Source organism: Variovorax sp. WDL1, from assembly GCF_001541225.1.
Lineage (GTDB): Bacteria > Pseudomonadota > Gammaproteobacteria > Burkholderiales > Burkholderiaceae_C > Variovorax.
The window spans coordinates 80,242-98,295 of record NZ_LMTS01000336.1 but is presented as its reverse complement, the minus strand read 5'-3'; the positions used below and the strand labels follow the sequence as shown (position 1 = coordinate 98,295).

Genomic DNA, 18,054 nt, shown 5'->3' with positions numbered 1-18,054 from the left:
GGTCGCGCAGGTCCTGCATGGGCACCCATCATGCAAGCCCAGCTGCTTCGCGTCATTGGGAGTTGCGCTGTCAACGCACTCGCCGTTCGGCGGCCTATAGCCGCGTGATCAAACTCATCTCCGGCAGACGCTCCCAAGGCAGTCCCACCACCAGCGCATCGAACTGCGCCTGCGTCAACGACAGCGGGGCCACAGCGCTGCTTTCGCTCGGCCACACGAAGCGGCCGGCGTTGAGCCTTCGGGCGGCACACCACACGCCGAAGCCGTCGTGCACGAGAAGCTTGATACGGGTGGCCCGCACGTTGGCGAACAAGTAGCCGTGGTGCGCACGAGCGCTGCCAAGGGCGTGCACGACATGAGCCATCAAGCGCTCGGCGCCGGCACGCATGTCCAGTGGCTGAGTGCACAGCCACAGGGCATCGATGCGGATCATCGCAACAGCTCGCGCAGCCACGCTGCGCAGTCGCCCGCCGCCGAGACCGGCCACGCGACGCTCACGCCGAGAGCGCCGCGCTTGAGTTCGAGCCGGATGGTCTCGGCGGGTGCGGACGCCGTGGGTGATGACGCCGGTGAAGGAGGCGGCGCCGGCAACGACAGCGCAACGAACTCCGGCGCAGGTTCGGCGACCGTTGTCGATCCTGCCGATCGAACGGGACTCGCTCCGCGACCGCGACGCCATTGATGCACGAGGTTGTCGTTCAGCCCGAACGACAGTGCAACCGCTGCGACAGAGGCGCCAGGCTCGGCGCATGCCGCCAGAACCTGCGCCTTGAACGCTGCGCTGTGACGCCGGCGTTGCTTCGGATTGACGTCCATAGATGTCCAGCTAACTTAGATGGACAGCATGGTCTCCGTCTTGGCCTCAGATCTCAAGGTGGGGCGGCTGGCCGCTTACGTTCCGCCCGCAAAGCATCGACAGTAGCGAGCGCGCGAGCCCACGCCCGTCCTATGCTCAAAAAGTCCGGCGGCGCGGACGTTGTAGTGCCGAAAGCGCGCAATGCGCTTCAGGCTTACACCCGCGAGCGGCTCGACCGCGAACGCCAGGTGTTTAGTCCAGTCCCAAGCCCTGCCTCGGCCAGACAGAGGCCGTGGCGGCTGTCTTGAACTCCGCCGAAGCCACAACGATGGCTTTCCTCACGCGACTGACGTCAAGCTGAACGACCGCTTCGGAGCAAATCGAACTTCGGCTTAGGGCCCTAACCGGGCTTACAGCGGACAGCAATGGGGCTCGGAAGCGGCTGTTGGATGCTCGCTGCGCCGGCTCCGGCAGAACTTTGAATAGCCGACCGATGCAACTTTGAAAACGGTGCTCGCAAGCTATTGATTTCCTTGGGTGAACCAGGTGAGACAACCTTGGAGGAACTCACCGGCCGGCTGAGTTCGTTCAAAGTTAGACCGGACTCCCATCAAATTTACACCCTAACTTTGACGAGGACGCGCGCAAGTCGTTAATTCGATGGGAATTCGGCCGCCGCGCTGCTTAACGCGGTCCTCGAGCGACGGCGCCCATCCAAGCAAGGTGTTCCTTTTTAAGTGCTCGGGTCACCAGATCCACCGCATCAATAAAGCGCTCTACCGCTCGGGCAGCCGCTATGCATGAGTACGACGTTCGACTTAAGACCAGAGTCGAGCGGGTACTTCGGAGTGGATTGTTGTTGTTCAATGTTGTTCTATAGCGTATCGTCGCGTAACACAAATTCCCCAGCGAGACCTGACTTTGGGCGGTGCGGACGTGAATGTTGCTGCCCAAGAGGATGCCTCTGGGCCGCGCGAGAGTGACGGAATGCGGGGCACGTACCCCCAGCTCATCGCGCTTTGTACCTTGGCCCGGCTTCATCAGGTAGCCGCGGATCCGCACACGCTCGCGCACCAGATGGGCCTGTCGTCAGGCGAGGCCATCACAACGGATCTCCTGGTCCGTGCTGCTCGACTTCTAGGCTTGAAGGCCAAGGTGACGCGCACAACGCTCGACCGGCTGGCGCTGACGCCCGTACCATGTTTGGCTCTCCTGTCCGGCTCGGAATCAGCATCGGCTTCGGGCCAAGTGCCGGCCCGCTGCGTAGTCCTGGCGCAATGCGACGCCCAGCGTGTGCTGATCCAGGACCCTACTGCAGGCACTGCGCGTCCGGTCATCGAACCACTCGAAGTCTTCGGTCAACAATGGACCGGTGAGCTGATCCTCGTCACGAGCCGCGCCAGCCTGGCGGGCGAGCTCGCCAAGTTTGACTTTTCCTGGTTCGTGCCCAGCCTCGTCAAGTACCGCCGCTTGATTGGCGAAGTGCTGGCTATCTCGCTGATGCTGCAGCTCTTCGCACTCGTCAGCCCTCTGTTCTTTCAGGTGGTGATGGACAAGGTACTCGTGCACCGCGGGCTTACTACCCTCGACGTGCTCGTCATCGGGCTGGTTGTCGTGGTGGTGTTCGAAAGCGCACTCACGGGCCTTCGAGCCTACGTCTTCAGCCACACAACGAGCCGCATCGACGTCGAACTGGGCGCACGGCTATTCCGCCATCTGGTTCAGCTGCCGCTGTCGTACTTCCAGGCACGCCGGGTAGGAGACTCTGTGGCCCGCGTACGCGAGCTGGAGAACATCCGCAGCTTTCTCACCGGCAACGCCCTCACGGTGCTGCTGGACGTGCTGTTCTCGGTGATCTTTTTCGCTGTGATGCTGTTCTACAGCGTATCGCTGACCCTCATCGTACTTGCGAGTCTGCCGATGTATTTTGGGCTCAGCTTGGCCGTCGTGCCTCTCCTGCGGCGTCGACTTGACGAGAAGTTTGCTCGTGGCGCCGAGAACCAGGCCTTGCTGGTGGAGATGATCGGCGCTATTCAGACGGTCAAGGCCTCTGCGCTCGAGCCTGCCTTCGCGCGCCGCTGGGACGATCAGCTCGCTGCCTATGTGTCTTCGGGATTTCGCACTCAGAACCTGGCAAGTTGGGCGCATGAGGGCGTAAACCTGATCGGCAAGCTGGTCAATGCCGCAACCCTCTGGTGGGGAGCACGCCTGGTCATGGATGGCCACCTCACCGTCGGCCAGTTCGTGGCATTCAGTATGTTTGCGCAGCGCGTTGCGCAGCCCATCATGCGCATGGCGCAACTGTGGACAGACTTCCAGCAGACCGGCATCTCCATGGCAAGGTTAGGGGACATCCTGAATACTCGGACGGAGGTTCCATCCCATGCGACGGCGCAGTTTCCAGCATTGAAGGGCAAGGTTACGCTGGACAACGTCACGTTCCGGTACCGGCCCGAAGCTTCCCCGGCACTCCACGGCCTCAGCCTCGACGTCCGACCTGGCGAGATCGTCGGCATTGTTGGTCGGTCAGGCTCGGGCAAGAGCACTCTGACCAAGTTGGTGCAGCGCCTGTACAAGCCTGAGCAAGGGCGGCTGATCATAGACGGCATTGATATTGGGTTGATCGACGCTGCGCAGTTGCGCAGGCAAGTCGGTGTGGTCTTGCAGGAGAACGTCTTATTCAATCGGAGCGTGCGCCAGAACATCGCGATCGTCGATCCCTCCGCGCCCCTGGAGGCCGTCATCCAGGCCGCGGAGCTCGCCGGCGCTCACGAGTTCATCAGCGAACTACCCGAGGGCTACGACACGGTCGTCGGCGAGCAAGGCGCCAGCCTTTCGGGTGGACAGCGCCAACGCATCGCAATCGCCAGGGCCCTGTTCACGCAGCCGCGAATCCTGATCCTTGACGAGGCCACCAGTGCGCTGGACTATGAGAGCGAAGCCGTGATTCAACAAAACATGGCCCATATTTGTCGCGGCCGTACCGTCTTCATCATCGCCCACCGGCTCTCGGCCGTGCGCCACGCGGATCGGATCATCGTGATGGAACAGGGGCGCATCACCGAAAGTGGAGCGCACGGGGCGCTCCTAGCCAAGCCCGGCGGCGCCTATGCGCGGCTGTGGGCTTTGCAGGACGGTGGCCGTCCCACCAAGGAGGCTGTGCTGTGAACGCCGAGTTGTCGACCTCGACCCCAGCGGCCAACGCACCGAGCTTGCGGCATCCCGCTTTCGAACTGATCTCGCGCTATCGCGCTGTCTTCCGAATCGCATGGCAGCGGCGCCGTGAACTGGCCGGCCCAAGGCGACTCTCTGACGAGGCAGCGTTCCTGCCCGCGGCATTGAGCCTGCAGGACACGCCCGTGCACCCGGCTCCTCGGCGACTGGCCTTCGCCCTGATCGCACTTTTCCTTGTCGCCATCGCGTGGTCCGTCTTCGGGCAGATCGACATCGTCGCGGTCGCGCCGGGCCGCATCGTCGTGAGCGAGCGCACCAAGGTCGTCCAGCCGCTGGAGGTCAGCGTCGTCAAGCGGATTCTGGTCAAAGATGGGAGCCATGTGCGAGCCGGCGAACCCCTGGTGGAACTCGATCCCACCAGCGCCATTGCGGATAAGACCAGCGTGGACGAGCAGTTAAAGTCAGCACAGTCCGAGGTGCTGCGAACCCGCGTGCTGATGCAAGCGCTTCAACAACTTGCGCGAGAACCCGGACTAGGGAAGCACATCCCAGCGAACTGGACAGATCTCGACGCCAGTGCCGCACGCGTCCAATTGGCCGACGAGTGGAGCGATATCCAGGCCAAGCTCTCCAAGGCCGGGGCCGAGATCCAGCGCCGCCAGGCCGAGATCGCCACGGTTCGCGAAATGGTGGCCAAGTTGGAAACCACGCTGCCAATCGCCAAGCAGCGAGAAGCCGACATCAAGCGTTTGGCCGACCAGGGCTTCATGTCCAACCATGCCAATCAGGACCGAACAAGAGAACGCATTGAGCTGGAGCGCGACCTTGCTACGCAGCGCGCCCGGCTGTTGGAGGCCAACGCTACCCTGAGAGAAAGTGAGAACACCCGCAGCGCGTACATCGCCGAGACGAAACATAGCTTGAGAGCGCGCGAGGCTGCGGCAGAACTCAAGCGACAACAGGGAACCCAGGAACTCGCGAAGGCCACTCAGCGCGAGCGCCTGACAGTGCTAAAGGCCCCTGTAACCGGTACGGTGCAGCAGTTGGCCGCGCACACTGAGGGCGGCGTGGTGACGGAGGCGCAGCCAATCATGATCATCGTGCCGGATGGCGCGCACATCACGGCCGAGGTGACCCTGGAGAACAAGGACATCGGCTTCGTCAACGTCAATCAGGAAGCAGAGATTAAGCTGGAAACGTTTCCCTTCACACGCTACGGGACGGTCGGCGCAATAGTCAGCCGCGTGACTGCAGATGCGGTAAATGACGAGAAGCGCGGGGCGATCTTCCCTGTGACATTGCGTCTTAACGCCGCCACGATCGCTGTGGATGGCAAGTCGACCAGCTTGAGCCCTGGGATGAACCTCACGGCCGAGATCAAGACAGGAAAGCGCCGCATCATCGAATTCTTGCTTAGTCCGGTGCAGCGGGCGAGCAGCGAGAGCATGAGGGAAAGATGAAGACGGAAAGAATGAAACGTTTGCGATGAATCCATCGGCTTTACTCAACCCCTGTTGTTCAATCCAAGTCGGCGCACAGCAAGGCCGCGAAGGCAAATCATGAACCGAACCGATCCCGAGGCGGCAATGCAATCCGAAGGTGCTAGCCTGCCCCAACCTACGACGTCGGTTTCGCCAGCCTTTGTTGTGTTGACGTACTTCGCTCCGCTGTGTCTTTACGCCTTTGTCGTCCTTCTCGCACCTTTGGACGTACTCGACCGAGCGCCATTGTTGACAGTGTTCGCGAACGCTACGCAGCGATGGCTTTCTTCAATTTCCCCAGCAATCGACATATACCAGCACGCTCGCTCAACTAGCTTCCCGCAGATCGCAAAGCTTGCTAGTGCGCTTGCAGTATTCACGACTGCTTACATAGCGATCGCCATACTAGTGCGAACGCATCTGCGCTTCCGAGAGGTCAGGCCGCTCATACGCAATGTTGTGCGAACGACGAAGAGCCGCCTAGGCGGCTTGATCGTACTCCCTTTAGCCAGTCTGTCATGTTTCTGGGTTGCATTCTGTATTGGCGGAGATTGGAGCATTGCCGGAGGTTTGACAACGAAGTCTCGCCTAGGCTATCTGCTAATTGCTCTTCCATCCATAGGATTCGTCGGCGTTGCCCTTGGAAGTTGGCCACTCCAGGTAAGGCTTCTTTTGCTTGATTTTTTCTCTAGGAGAAACTCATGAGTACTTCGGCATATAGCGATGCAGTCTTTGCTGCTTGGGGGTCCCCGGATGCGTGGGATGCGGGGGGCTCTGCATTCGGAGGTTCGGAGCAGGCGTTCAAGGAGTTCGGGGAACTCGCTGCAAAGCAGAATGCTGGAACCCTCAGCGTCGCGGATGCAGAGCGCATGGACAAGGTAGCGAAGTACCTTTCGTCGAGCTTGGCGAAGGTTGCAGCTGCGGTGAGTGCTATTGACATACCAGCAGTAACTCCCGACGAGCTAAAGCTTAAAGCGTTCGTCTCTTCCATTGCTCAGCAGGGGCAGAAGCTTGCGCAGGGGACGGGGCTTCTTCTGGACGAAATTGCAGCCGGTGTTCCTTCGGCCGCCCAGACGCTTTCGGCGACGTCAGCCTTGCTTCTGAAGATCGGAGGTACCGTTCTTGCGGCGACGCAAGTGGGAATGGCCTACTACTTTGACGGAGCAGATGAGGGAGCTAAGAAGCTTGTCGGAGCATTGGCTGGTCTTGCACTCGCTCCGGCGGGCGCTTGGGCCGGAGGATTGGCGGTCGAAATAGCCGCCGCAGGAGCTGGTGCAGTCGCGTCAGGATTGGCAGTTGCTGCAGGCGCAATCATTGGTTCGGTGCTCGTTGGCTTTACGGCCGGTAAGGCATTCGAGGAATCGTACTCGCACATTATTCGCCCGTTCCTGGGCGAAATGTTCGACGCAGGCGGGGCAGCCATGGCTGCGGCAGAAACAGCTTGGACAGATTCGCTAGCGGCCATGGGTGAATTTGATGGCACATGGCTAGCGAGCTCAGAACTGGGCGATATGAGCGAAGAGGCTAAGGCTGGGCTGAGCACGCTAATTGCAGGTGCTTCACAGTTGCCACCGTCGGACGAACTGTATGCCGACGTAAATCGGATCTTTATTGCACCCTTTGTGGAAGGTGAACTTCTAGGGAGGGATGCGTTGCTTCGCTCGGTGCTCCTAATTGCTAAAGAGCAGAGCGCCTATGTAAGCGAACGAGTGACTCTTGTCGATGGAATCCTTTCGTTGGACTTCCCTGCTGGGGCCCCCGCAGCCCTTGACGCGTTGAGGGACCTAGTGCGCTCATCACTTACGGAATTTGATCAAGTTGGCTTCTCTCTCAAAGGTCCACGCCGTGTCGTCGTCGCACCTCAAGGTGGAACGCTTTCCGCTGAAAACGGCAAAGACAACATGCTCGTTGGCAGTAGCCAAGTGGACGGATTGATTGGCGGCGATGGAGCCGACGACCTCATCGCTGGGGATGGCGACGATACGCTGCTTGGCGGTAGCAATACCGACGATCTGTTCGGTGGCGAAGGCAACGACGTTCTCGATGGTGGGGCAGGTTCAGACTACTTGCGCGGTGGCACGGGGAGCGACCTCTACAAATTCACCGGTGAATGGGGTAGCGACACTATTATTGATAGCGACGGAGTGGGACGGATTGAGATCGACGGTGTTGTTCTGGAGGGCGGGAAGAAGGTCGGTGAGGGAGTCTGGATCAATAGGACACAAGGTGTGGTCTATTCACTCGCAGACATTGGGGGCGAAGCGATTCTCACCGTCCAGCGTGATTCGAGCCTAAACAGCATCCGCATCAGAGGCTGGCAGCCGGGAAATCTTGGCCTCACGATGGATGACGAGGAAGAAGAGCAGCCTGCCGGCGTCCAAGCCTATCTGGGTGATCAGCGCGCATTGATTCGAGGTGTCGAGATCGATCTCGACATTCTTCCGGGGGATGCCCGTTACAACACATACAAATGGGACGCAGCAAGTTGGGCTACTGATGGAACTCTTGTTGGCGGAGTCGTAGAAGAGAATTTCGATGACGTCATCTCCGGCGGTACGGGCGTCGACAATATCAGCGGACTGGGCGGAAACGATGCGCTCAGTGGTGGGGATGGAAACGACCAGATCGAGGGAGGTATAGGTGACGATCTCATCGGTGGCGGCGCAGGAGTTGACACCATCCACGGGGGCAGCGGCAACGACTATATTTTTGGAGCGACCGGGCTCAACGTGATGCAGCGCATTGCTCCGACCGATCAATGGAACCCTCCCCAAGGTACGACACTGGTGATCCGGGGCAGCACGTGGGGCGTGTACGACAACGGGGGTAGTACCGTCACAGTCGATGGCGGAGGTTCATTGTCGATGGACAGCGCCGGCGACATCGTCTATGCAGAGGCCGGAAATGACCGCGTGACTGGTGGACTAGGCGGAGATTACATCAACGGTGGCGATGGGGACGATGAGTTGTGGGGCCATGGTGGCGACGATGTCGTCGTGGGCGGCATTGGCGCGGATTTCGTGCACGGAGATGGAGTCAATCACTCTGGCGTCTACGAATCTGTTAGCGAGGCCCTGCACGGCGACGACGTGCTCGACGGCGGCGATGGCGATGATGGCTTAATAGGCGGGGGCCGTGATGACGTGTTGTACGGAGGCGCTGGAGCCGACTCCCTCTTTGGCGATGACCAGGACGAGACATATCTCGCCGGCGAGTACCATGGCAATGACTACCTCGACGGCGAAGCTGGAAATGATTTCTTAGCCGGAGGTGGTGCAGAAGACGTCCTTTTGGGCGGTACGGATGCCGATACCCTGTATGGCGACGAACGCGAATCGAAGCTGGCTGGCATCTTCCACGGATCAGACTGGCTGGATGGAGGTGATGGGATCGACTGGCTCATGGGAGGCGGAGCAGGCGACACGCTCTATGGCGGAATCGGCAACGACTTTCTGTTCGGCGATGACCAGACCGAAGCGTCGCTTGCGTCCGTATTCCATGGCAACGATTTTCTTGACGGCGAGGAAGGTGACGACCAGGTCGTGGGCGGTGGAAAAGATGACACCTTATACGGCGGCGCTGGCAACGACTCCATGTGGGGGGACAACACGGTGCAGAACCTCGCCGGCACCTCCCACGGCAATGACTTCATGGATGGCGGCGAAGGCAACGACTACCTGATTGGTGGAGGTAGGGACGACACCATCATCGGCGGTGCCGGTGTGGATGAACTCCAGGGAGACTCGTCGGAGACGTCCCTTGCAGGGGAGTTTCACGGCAATGATTACCTAGACGGAGGCGATGGTGACGATCTGCTGATCGGCCACGGCGGCAACGACATCCTGCTCGGCGGCGCGAATGACGATACGCTGAACGGCGACGCCAGCATATCCATACTCGCCGCAGCTTTCCACGGCAATGACTACCTCGATGGGGGTGACGGTAACGATACGCTATTTGGCGGAGGCGGCAACGATGAGCTCATAGGTGGGGCAGGTAATGACTGGCTCTCGGGTGAAATTCAACAAAGTACAGATCCCACCACCTCATTGGCCGGGAACGACACGCTGTACGGCGGAGAAGGCGACGATGTCCTCGTGGATGGCAGCGGGGACAATTTTCTTTCCGGAGATGAAGGTAACGACAATCTAGTCGGAGGAAGCGGGAATGATGTACTGTGGGGTGGAGCGGGTAACGACTCGATCTCGTCCGGCGGCGGAAACAATTCCATGGACGGTGGCACTGGCGCTGACACTTATTTTGTTTCTCTTGTTGGCGGTGGAACTACGCGCCTTTCGGACGTAGAGGATGGCAGTGTCAATAGTCTCGTGCTGGATGTTGAGTGGGACGATCTGAACCTCTCCCGAGGGTCGCAGGGTGAGCTAATCATGACCAACGCACAGGTCGGCGGCGGGCAGATTATCTTGGAAGGAATCGATCTCAGTGATCTCAGCACTTCACCAATCGACGAGATCTGGTTTTCGGACGGCTACCGAATGGATTTCGCTACTGGTATTACCAATCTATATGTGACTGGAAACTTTCTACAGTTTGCCGGAACAGAGGGTGCAGATATTCTCAACGGCAGCGTGTTCGGCGATGAGTTTCAAGCAATGGACGGCGACGATGTCGTTTATGGACTTGCCGGCGCAGACAAGTTGTTCCTTGGCGCGGGGAACGACATCGGCTATGGCGGGCTCAATAACGACATTCTTTACGGGGAGCTTGGCAACGATGAGCTCCACGGGGGTGATTCATTGGATCAGCTTTATGGCGGCGACGGTAATGACACGCTTTATGGGGACGAGTTGCGCGACATTCTTTGGGGGGATGCGGGAGATGACTGGCTCTATGGTGGCGACGGCAACGACGATTTGATCGGCGGCAGCGGATCTGACATGCTGTTCGGGGGACTTGGGAACGACTCATACAGTGCGGATGGTACCGACACGATTGTGGAGAACCCAGGAGAGGGCATCGATCGGGTGGGTACGACCGGTTCCTACGTCTTAGGCGCGAATATCGAGAATCTCTCCGGGGGGAGTGATCTATCATCTGCGACATTCACCTTGACAGGGAATGAACTGGATAACGTGATTCAGGGGGGACACAGCAAAGATACGTTAGTCGGTGGTGCGGGCAACGACACACTAGACGGGGGCTACCTCAACAGAGACATCCTGCTAGGTGGTACGGGCAACGACACCTATGTCGTTGATGATCTGGATCAAGTAACTGAGCTGGATGGCGAAGGGGACGACACGGTCCGAACTTCGTACACTTACACGCTTGGTGCCAATCTTGAGAACCTTACCCTACTTGGAACCTCCGCTAATAATGGCACGGGCAATGGGCTCAACAACGTACTGATCGGCAATAGCGCTACCAATATATTGAGTGGCGGTGCCGGCGACGACACGCTGGATGGAGGTGCCGGCAATGACGCCTTGAATGGGGGCGTTGGCAATGACATCTATGTTGTCGATTCTGGGGATGTCGTAACTGAAAACGCAGGCGAAGGCACCGACACCGTTCGCACATCGCTGACCTACACACTGGGAGCTAACCTAGAGAATCTGGAACTCACAGGAACGTCCGCGATCAACGGGACCGGTAACGCATTGGCCAACACGCTTATAGGTAATGCAGCGAGCAACACGCTCGACGGTGGTTCGGGCATCGATTCAATGATTGGCGGCGCAGGGGACGATGTCTACCTCGTCGACGCAACTGCGGATTCAGTGACCGAGCTGTCAGGTGGCGGCACTGATCTTGTGCAAAGCAGCGTTAGCTACACACTTTCTGCCAATGTCGAGAATCTCACACTTCTCGGTAGTTCAGGGATCAGTGCCACCGGCAACTCCGAAAACAACGTTCTTTCGGGGAACTCCGGAAAGAACACCCTCGTGGGTGGCGCGGGCGATGATCAGCTCGATGGAAAGGGAGGCAGCGACACGTTGCAGGGCGGCTCCGGGAACGATGTTTACTTCGTCGATGTGGCTCAGGACGCTGTGACTGAGCTGGCTAACGAAGGAACAGACACGGTCGTAGCAGCAATCAGCTATACCCTCGGATCCAATGTCGAGAATCTCCGCGTTGCCGGATCTTCGAACATCAATGGGACGGGCAATACCTTAGACAACGTACTATACGCAGGCGCTGGCAGTAACGTGTTAAATGGAATGGGTGGCATCGACACCGTCAGCTATGCTGATGCGGGCGCGGCCGTGACGGTGAGCCTGGCCTTGACCACCGCTCAAGCGACGGGCGGCTCCGGTAGTGACACCTTGCAGAGTATCGAGAACCTCACCGGCAGCAACTTCAACGACAGCTTGACCGGCAGCTCTGGTTCGAACGTGCTCGACGGAGGAGTTGGCAGTGACGCCCTTGCTGGCGGCACCGGCAACGATACGTACCTGCTGGGGAGGGGCTCCGGCGGCGACACGATCACCGAGAACGACACCACGTCGGGCAACACCGATGTCGCCCAGTTCGGATCAGACATCTCGATCGAGCAGCTGTGGTTCAGACAAGTGGGCAACAACCTCGAGGTGAGTGTGATCGGCACCAGCGACACGTTCACTCTGAACAACTGGTACCAGGGCGGCCAGTACCACGTGGAACAGTTCAGGACGAGCGATGGTCACCTCCTTGTGGATAGTCAGGTGCAGAACCTAGTGCAGGCGATGGCAAGCTTTTCGCCGCCTGCAGCGGGCCAGACGACATTGCCGCCAAATTACCAGAGCAGTCTGGCACCGGTGATTGCAGCCAATTGGCAATGATTAGATGCGTCCATAGACTTGCTCTATGAAGGGCCGCTTTCGGGGAGCTGTGATGTCCGCTTAGGGGCGGCCGTATCCTGCCATCTGCAGGACTAGGCCAGCGGGCCCCAAGCGGGCATACGGCGGAAGTGGAACCTGCCCGGAAGCCGTCGTTGAATGTCACATGCCGAAGGGCCAGCAACTTTGAAAAAACGGGCCGCGCAACTTTGAAAGCGGCGCTCGTAAGTCATCGATTTTCTTGGGTAACCAAGTGCGACAGCTTTTTAGAGGAACTCATTCGGAGGGAAGAATTCGAGCTGGATATCCGCTCCAGGTGCTGGCGGCCCAACGAGCTCCCGATCAAGGCCATTCGAGTGCGTCGAGCCGCCTTGCAGTTCGTGCCCTGACTCATTGGAGACCAGAGGCGTCAGCGGTGGCTGCTTACCGGCCTACGACCAAGACCGACCGACACTTCAAGGCATCGAGTTCGACTGGGGCGAGGAGGCACGGAATTTCTTTGTCTTAGAGAAGACCCCAGGGATCCTGTTCGGAGGGAATCTTTTGTACGCCGGCCGTTCGCAGGCAGGGAGGAATCCGAGCTGGATGTCCGCTCCAACTGCGGGCGGCCCCAACGGGCTTTCGATCAAGGCCATCCGAGTGCGTTGTGCCGCCTCACAGGTCGTGCCCTGACTCATTGGAGACCAGAGGTGTCAGCGCTGGCTGCTTACCGGCCGCGACCAAGGCCGACTGACACCTCAAGGCATCGAGTTCGACTGGGACGAGGAGGCACGGAATTTCTTTGTCTTAGAGAAGGGGCCCCAGGGATCCTGTTCGGAGGGAATCTTTTGTTCGCAGGCAGGGAAGAATCCGAGCTGGATGTCCGCTCCAAGTGCGGGCGGCCCCGTGGGCCTTGATCGAAGACCTGGATGAAGACCACCATCGCTGGCGGCTGACCAAACTGCTCTGGCAGGCGCGCGCCGAGCGTCGTGGCGGCTCGGAATCGGAGGACTTATTGTTGCGGTCATTGTTGCGTTGCGAATCAATGAGCGCAACAATGTTCGAACCCTGACGGAGCGCCGGCGACCCACCTTGGGCGATTAGATCCTGGACACTTCGCACAACCGGGTCGAAGCGGGCCGTGGGGCCGGATGGCCTCCGCGCGTGCGGCTCGTTCACGATGAGTCCGACGCCCCGTCCCGGTGACGAGGAGGCACGGAATTTCTTTGTCTTAGAGAAGGACCCCCGGGAATCCTGTTCGAGAGGAATATCGTTCGAAAGGAAAGAATCCGGTCTGGATTGTCCCTGCCATGTGCGGGCGGCCTCGAAGGCGCGTCTTGGATGTGTTTCGGCGATTGTTGCGCTGCGAACTAATAAGCGCAACATAGTTGACGCCTCTCGGCGCGACGCAGACGCAAGGGGTGGGTCCGTCGGGCCAGAGGAGGTCGGCCTCGCGCCAGATCACGCCCACCGGTACTGGCGGAAGCCGTCCTTGTTGCATTTATTGTTGCGCCGGGCAACAAAGAGCGCAACAAAGTCGACATCTCCCGGTGCAGCGCGAACGCACGGCCGACGCCTCGACCTGGAGCGATGGTGGCTCGGGGCCCTCTTTGTTGCGTTTATTGTTGCGCTGAGCAACAAAGAGCGCAACAAAGTCGACATCTCACGGTGCAGTGCGAACGCACGGCCGCCGCCTCGACCTGGAGCGATGGTGGCTCGAGGCACTCTTTGTTGCGCTTATTGTTTCGCTGCGCAACAAAGAGCGCAACAATCCGCGGCCGTGACGATCACGCGGCGACAGCCGCGGCGAGTTGATCGAGAGCGCGCGTGGCGGCGGCACCCTTCGACGCTTGCTTCGAGGAGCCGCTGGCCCGCGCTTCGAACGCGCCGTCGGCCAGATCGAGTCGAACCAGGCACTCGAACGAGCTCGGCGTCTTGGAGATCTCGACGAACTCGTAGACGGGGTGCGGCAGCCGGGCCTTCTGCGCATATTCCTGGAGCAACTGGATCGAGCGGCCGCGCTCGCTCACCGCCGTCGGCGCGGGCGTCACCGTGTTCGGGCCGGCCTCGGCCGCTGCCGGCGCTCGCGCAGGAGCTTCGACCTGGCCGCCACGCGCTTGGCGCGAGATGAGCTGCTCGAGCAGAGCGGCGGCAGCGAGTGCTTCAGCCTGGCGCTTCGCCGGCGTCGAGGCGGAGCTCGCGCAGAAGGTTTCCTCGCCAACGGTCAGTTCGGCCGTGCAGGCGAAGGCAGGAGCGTTCGACGGGCCAGTGCCCGTGCTCGTGAAGGTCGGCGTTCCCAGCTTCTGCTTCTGGCAGAACTCGAGCAGCGCTCCCTTGGAATTCGCGGTCTGGGGAGGCTGGAGCGCCTCGGGTTGCGGCGCACGAGTCACCGTGGGAGCAACCGGAGGAGGAGAGGAGGGCGCCGCGTCTTCGACGCAGCTGGGCGCCGGGCGGGCCACGCCCATCAGATCGCAGAGCGCCAGCAGCGCAGCGGCCTGTTCAGCTGCCTTCTTCTTCCCCTCGGTGGCCACCGCGCGGTAAGTCAGGCCGCGCTCGGCATCGCGCATCGTGGAGGTCGCCTTGAAGGATGGACCCGTCGGGCTTGGGAACTCCTCGAACTGCACTTCGAAATCGCTCACCAGATTGATGGCGCGCGCATGGTGCAGGAACGACACGGCCGCGGCCGGCTTGGCCCGGATCATCGAGATGAAGCCCTCGGCAACCACCGGGGGAAGGGCGGCACGACCTTCGATAAAGCGCACCGAGATCTTGTCGGCCAGCGTGCCGGCGGCCATGCGGCGAAGCAGCTCGTCGACCAACGCTGGCGCAAAGGTGCCCGCGAGGCCCGCTTTCACGGCCTGGCCCACTTCGTTGTCGGCGAGGGCGCGCAGCGCGTGCTGGGCGTGCGGCTCCAGGGCGGCCTGTGCCTTGGCGAGCACCGGCGCCTTGTAGAAGTCGGAGGCTTCTGCGGTGATCGCTTCCGAGACCTCGAACAGCTCGTTGCCGATCGCCGTCAGTTCGTCCTGCGAATAGGGGAGGGCGGCGCCCTGGATCAGCGCAATGAGCTGGCGCTGGTCGACCAGGTCGGCGTAGCGACGAAGGGGCGAGGTGATGTGTGCGTAGGCCGGAACGTTCAGCCCGTAGTGGCCCGTGAGGGTGCTCGTGTAGCGCGCCTTCTGCGTGATGAGGTTGAGCCGCTCGATCGCGGCCGCTGTGCTGGCATGGCCGCCGGCGAACCATGCCTCGAAGGACTCCGCCGCGGCGAGGCCTCGTGGCGCAGAGATCCGCGGCTCGTGGCATCTATATAGGAAGGGGACGTCGCTCCTGGCGGCGAATTCGGCCACGGCGGAGTTGGCCGCGATCATCAGTTCCTGCACCAGCAGGTGCCCGACCATCTCGCCGGCGGCGAAGTGCTGCACGCGCCCCTCCTCGTCGGTGAGGAGCAACTGTTGCTGGTCGAGGAATGCCAGCGCGCCGCGCGCGCGCCGCTGCTTCAGGAAGCCTCGAGCGATGGCGATCGCGTCCACCATCGACTGGTGTAGCGGGTGGCCCTGGTCCGCTGCGATGGCCGGAACATCCTGATATGAGAGGCGCTGCGCCACCGTGATGTCGCCCAGGGAAAGGCGTGTGTCCGACAGCTGGCCTGCCTGGTCGAGATCGAGGTCGATGACGACGGCCGATCGGGGAACGCCAGCTGTCAGCGTCGCTTGGTCCTCGGAGATCGCACGGGGCAGCATGGGCCTGGTGGCCTGGCGGGCGCGATAGATGGTCGCGCCTTGCTTGCGGGCCTCGAGGTCCTCGGTGCTCCCGATCGCAACATGGGCGGAAGGATTGGCGATGGCCACGCGCACCGTCCAGCCGGACTCATTCCTGGCGATCCCGATCGCGTCGTCAAGGTCGCGGGAGTGTTCGGCGTCGATGGTGAAGAGATGCATAAATCATTGTGCGCACGAGGGATGGCGCGCCGTCAAGGATGAAGCCCCGCGTGGAACTCCGCGCCAGGCAATCAAAAAAAAGTCGTCATCGCGATCGTTTCGAGTATTGTTGCGCAACGAAACAGAACTCGCACCAATGGTACAGCGCAAACTATACATTTGGGCCGTGCCAGCTCAAGCGAACTAAAGGCAACATGGCGATCCTTCCCCCACCACCCGGATCGGCGAAGCCTGCCGCGCCCGCCCGCCCGCCGCCTGCGGAGCAATCGGGCGGCGGCGGGACCGCCGCGCTCATCGAGCGTGCGCGCACGCTGCGCTTCCAGTTCGACCAGAAGGCTCGCGCGCAGTCGGTCGTGTTCCAGGCAGCTCGCGCGGCGGCCGACGCTGCCGCCGTCACGACGCCGGGCGCTGCGCGACGCGACGTCAAGTACGACGAGAACCAGCAGCAGTTGATCGACGCCAAGGACCACATCGTCATCGGCGAGGCCGTGGCCGGCTCGGGCAAGACGACCACAGCGGTTGGCTACGCCGCGGCGCGCCCGCGTGAAAGGATGATCTACCTGTGCTTCGGCCGCGCGAACGCCGACGAAGCACGGCAGCGGTTCCCGTCCAACGTCGACGTGTTCAATGTGCATAGCCTGGCGTTCAACGCCATCGGCCACAAGTTCAAGGACCGCCTGGTCAAGTCCTGGCGCCCGCGCGACATCGCCGAGCAGCTCGGGGTGGAGAACCGCATCGCGGGCTGCATCGGGAAGACGCTCGCCTCGTTCTATTCCAGTGTGGACTCCGACATCAACGCTTCGCACCTGGCTGCCGTAGCCGATTGGGGCCTCACGCCGTTGGAGGAGGAGCTCGTGCTCGGCCACGCCCGCAGCGCCTGGCAAAAGATCATCGCCCCCGGCTCGACGATGCCGGTCACGCACGACACGTACCTGAAGCTCTGGACGATGTCCGGCCCGCGGCTCGCCTACGACTGCATGATCCTCGACGAGGCACAGGACACGAACCCGCTCACCGAGCAGCTGGTCATGACGCAGCTCGATCACTGCCGGCTATTGGCGATCGGCGACCGCCACCAGTCGATCTTCGGCTTCCGTGGAGCGACAAATGCGATGCAGAACCTTCGCGCGATCGAAGGCAGTCGCGTCGTCACGATGCCCCGCACCTGGCGCTTCGGCCCGAGGACGGCGGACGTGGCCAACAAGATCCTGCAGAACCTGAAGGGCGAGTCGATCGTGATCCAGGGCATGGGCAAGGACACCGGCTGGGGCCGCCAGTCGACGCTGCTCACGCGCACGAACTCGGGCCTCTTCGAGGAAGCCGTCTCTCGCCAGGGCCGCGGCGTGCACTGGCTCGGCGGCGTGGAGAACTACAACCTCGACGTCATCGTCGACGCCTACAACATCTGGGCCCGCTCGCTCCATGCGGTCCGTGCGCCCTTCATGAAGCGCTTCCGCTCATGGAATGAGTTCGTCGACTACTCCGAGTCTTCGCGCGACGCCGAGACCCGCATGCTTATCAAGGTCGTCGAGCGCCACGAGCACAAGATCCCGCAGCTCGTCGCCCAGGTAAAAAAGCACGAAGTGAAGGATCCGGCCGCGGCCGAGCTCACCCTGACCACGCTCCACAAGTCGAAGGGCATGGAGTGGGACTGCGTTCGGATCGGCAACGACTTCGAGTTCCTCTTCGAGGCCGAGAAGGAGATCTGCGAGACAGGCGAGCTCTCCAAGGCCACCGAGCAGGAGGTCCACCTTCTCTATGTCGGCATCACCCGCGCCCGTGGCATGTGCAAGGTGAACGACGAGACCGAGCAATGGCTCAAGGAACTGCCCCAGCTGCAGGCCGAGCGTATTCGCGCACTCGAACTCATGAACAGCGCCGGCGCCACGCGTCCTGCTCACTGAATCCCC

At 61.1% G+C, this 18,054-nt stretch carries 8 protein-coding genes; 5 read left to right on the top strand and 3 right to left on the bottom strand.

Annotated elements, in window-relative coordinates:
• Positions 1-94: 94 nt before the first annotated feature.
• Together tnpB and tnpA are read right to left on the bottom strand one after the other, a co-directional pair.
• Positions 95-433 (bottom strand): IS66 family insertion sequence element accessory protein TnpB, encoded by a 339-nt coding sequence (gene tnpB / locus APY03_RS38260; protein WP_068685839.1) that lies wholly within the window; start codon positions 431-433, stop codon positions 95-97.
• Positions 430-816 (bottom strand): IS66-like element accessory protein TnpA, encoded by a 387-nt coding sequence (gene tnpA / locus APY03_RS38255; RefSeq protein WP_068685837.1) that lies wholly within the window; start codon positions 814-816, stop codon positions 430-432. The genes tnpB and tnpA overlap by 4 nt, the downstream gene beginning before the upstream one ends.
• Before the next feature lie 967 nt (positions 817-1,783).
• On the opposite strand from tnpA, the gene APY03_RS38250 reads away from it, so the two are divergent.
• The 4 genes from APY03_RS38250 (at position 1,784) to APY03_RS42180 (ending at position 13,281) form a co-directional block, all read left to right on the top strand.
• Positions 1,784-3,964: a type I secretion system permease/ATPase gene (locus APY03_RS38250; protein ID WP_068685835.1), complete on the top strand. Its 2,181-nt coding sequence runs from the start codon at positions 1,784-1,786 to the stop codon at positions 3,962-3,964.
• The gene (locus APY03_RS38245; protein ID WP_232081431.1) at positions 3,961-5,430 is read left to right on the top strand and encodes an HlyD family type I secretion periplasmic adaptor subunit; all 1,470 of its coding nucleotides are present in this window, start codon (positions 3,961-3,963) and stop codon (positions 5,428-5,430) included. Before APY03_RS38250 ends, APY03_RS38245 begins: the two co-directional genes overlap by 4 nt.
• 722 nt (positions 5,431-6,152) lie before the next feature.
• Entirely contained in the window at positions 6,153-12,233 is a 6,081-nt protein-coding gene (locus APY03_RS45460; RefSeq protein WP_068685833.1) for a calcium-binding protein, read from the top strand.
• Positions 12,234-13,122: 889 nt separating this feature from the next.
• Entirely contained in the window at positions 13,123-13,281 is a 159-nt protein-coding gene (locus APY03_RS42180) for a hypothetical protein (protein WP_157103523.1), read from the top strand.
• A gap of 715 nt (positions 13,282-13,996) precedes the next feature.
• On the opposite strand, the gene APY03_RS38235 is transcribed toward APY03_RS42180, so the two are convergent.
• Positions 13,997-16,144: an RNB domain-containing ribonuclease gene (locus APY03_RS38235; RefSeq protein ID WP_068685831.1), complete on the bottom strand. Its 2,148-nt coding sequence runs from the start codon at positions 16,142-16,144 to the stop codon at positions 13,997-13,999.
• Between the two features lie 194 nt (positions 16,145-16,338).
• Between APY03_RS38235 and APY03_RS38230 the strand changes: the two genes are divergently transcribed.
• Positions 16,339-18,048 (top strand): UvrD-helicase domain-containing protein, encoded by a 1,710-nt coding sequence (locus tag APY03_RS38230; protein WP_068685829.1) that lies wholly within the window; start codon positions 16,339-16,341, stop codon positions 18,046-18,048.
• The last annotated feature ends 6 nt before the right edge of the window (positions 18,049-18,054 follow it).

Coding starts and splice junctions, on each gene's coding strand:
- tnpB (WP_068685839.1), bottom strand. CDS start 433: ATGATCCGCATCGATGCCCTGTGGCTGTGCACTCAGCCACTGGACATG.
- tnpA (WP_068685837.1), bottom strand. CDS start 816: ATGGACGTCAATCCGAAGCAACGCCGGCGTCACAGCGCAGCGTTCAAG.
- APY03_RS38250 (WP_068685835.1), top strand. CDS start 1,784: ATGCGGGGCACGTACCCCCAGCTCATCGCGCTTTGTACCTTGGCCCGG.
- APY03_RS45460 (WP_068685833.1), top strand. CDS start 6,153: ATGAGTACTTCGGCATATAGCGATGCAGTCTTTGCTGCTTGGGGGTCC.
- APY03_RS38235 (WP_068685831.1), bottom strand. CDS start 16,144: ATGCATCTCTTCACCATCGACGCCGAACACTCCCGCGACCTTGACGAC.
- APY03_RS38230 (WP_068685829.1), top strand. CDS start 16,339: ATGGCGATCCTTCCCCCACCACCCGGATCGGCGAAGCCTGCCGCGCCC.